We start from the raw sequence: 1,370 nt of genomic DNA on the forward strand, positions 1-1,370 counted from the left end.
GCCCCGCCCGGCCGGCGCGGAGGCGTCGGCCGGGCGGGCGGGGACCGTCGGCGACGGTCGGCCCGAGGTGCTCATGATCCCCCTCAGACCATTCCGGCTTCCCGGAGGAGTTCCAGGGTCCGCTCCAGGGAGTCCAGATCGGTGAGGTCGATCTCCGGGGCCTCGATGGACTCCAGCGGGGGCAGCCCCTCCACCGGGCTGGTGACGCCGGCGGCCAGCGGGTACTCCTTGGTCTCCTCCGCGAAGTACAGCTGGGCCTCCTCGGAGAGCAGGAAGTCCACGGCCGCCAGGGCCGCCTCCTCCTGATCGCCCCGGGCGGTGACGCCGACGCCGGCGACGTTGATCAGGGAGCCCGGGTCGCCACCCGGCAGGAAGTGCAGGCGGGCGTCGAGGTTCTCCTCGCCCTCCTCGGCGGCCTTGGCGAACCAGTAGTAGTGATTGATCAGGCCGAGGTCGACCTCACCGGCGTTCACCGCGTCGAGGATGGCACCGTTGCGCTCGTAGACCTCGCCGTGCTCCCGCAGGTCGGTCAGCCACTCCAACGCGGCGTCCTCGCCCTCCAGGACGCGCAGGGCGGTGACGAAGGACTGGAAGGAGGCGTTGGTCGGGGCGTAGCCGACCCGCCCTTCCCAGCGGGGGTCGTTCAGCTCCGTGTAGGAGGTGGGGAGTTCGGACTCCTCGACGTTCTCGGAGTTCCACACCACGACCCGGGCGCGGCCGGAGACCCCGATCCAGTCGTCGGCCGAGCCGCGGAAGGCCGGATCCACCTCCTCCAGGGTGGTGGCGGGCAGTTCGCGCAGCAGACCCTCGCGGGAGAGCGCGCCCAGGGCGCCGGCGTCCTGCGCGATGAACAGGTCGGCACCGGTGCGGTCCCCCTCCTCCAGCAGGGCGGCGGCGAGTTCGGCCGTGTCTCCGTAGCGGACGGTGATGTCCAGGCCGGTGGCCTCCTCCATCCGCGTGATCAGGGGGGCGATGAGCTCCTCGTTGCGTCCGGAGTAAACGGTCAGTTCGCCCGTGCTCCCCGCTGTCGCCTCCTCGGCGCCCGTGTCGCTCCCCGGGGTCTCGTCGGCGCCGCAGGCCACGAGGGTGGTCAGCAGCACGGCGGCCCCGGCGAGGGCGGCTGTCCGGCGGTGGCGTCGCATGAACCGGCCTTTCTGTCGGCACGCCCGGAAAAGGGCATGTCGTGGATGGTGCCCCCGCGGGGGCACCCTTCTCCGGGTGGTTCCCGGACCGTCCTCCATCAGTAAGGTAAACCTCACCTAAGGGTCAAGGGGGGAAATCACACCGCGGGTATCGATTGATCGACGAAACCGACCGGCGTACCGGTGGAACACCCCCGCCCCGGGCGCCCCACCGCGGCTGACGACCCG

1 protein-coding gene is annotated in these 1,370 nt (G+C 71.5%); it reads right to left on the reverse strand.

Annotation, left to right across the window (positions count from 1 at the left end; genetic code table 11):
* Positions 1-83 precede the first annotated feature (83 nt).
* A complete protein-coding gene (locus FNQ90_RS23275) occupies positions 84-1,142 on the reverse strand; it encodes an iron ABC transporter substrate-binding protein (RefSeq protein WP_182608151.1) in 1,059 nt (352 codons plus the stop codon).
* Between the last annotated feature and the right edge of the window lie 228 nt (positions 1,143-1,370).

The organism is Streptomyces alkaliphilus, from assembly GCF_014141535.1.
In the GTDB taxonomy this organism is placed as follows: domain Bacteria; phylum Actinomycetota; class Actinomycetes; order Streptomycetales; family Streptomycetaceae; genus Streptomyces; species Streptomyces alkaliphilus.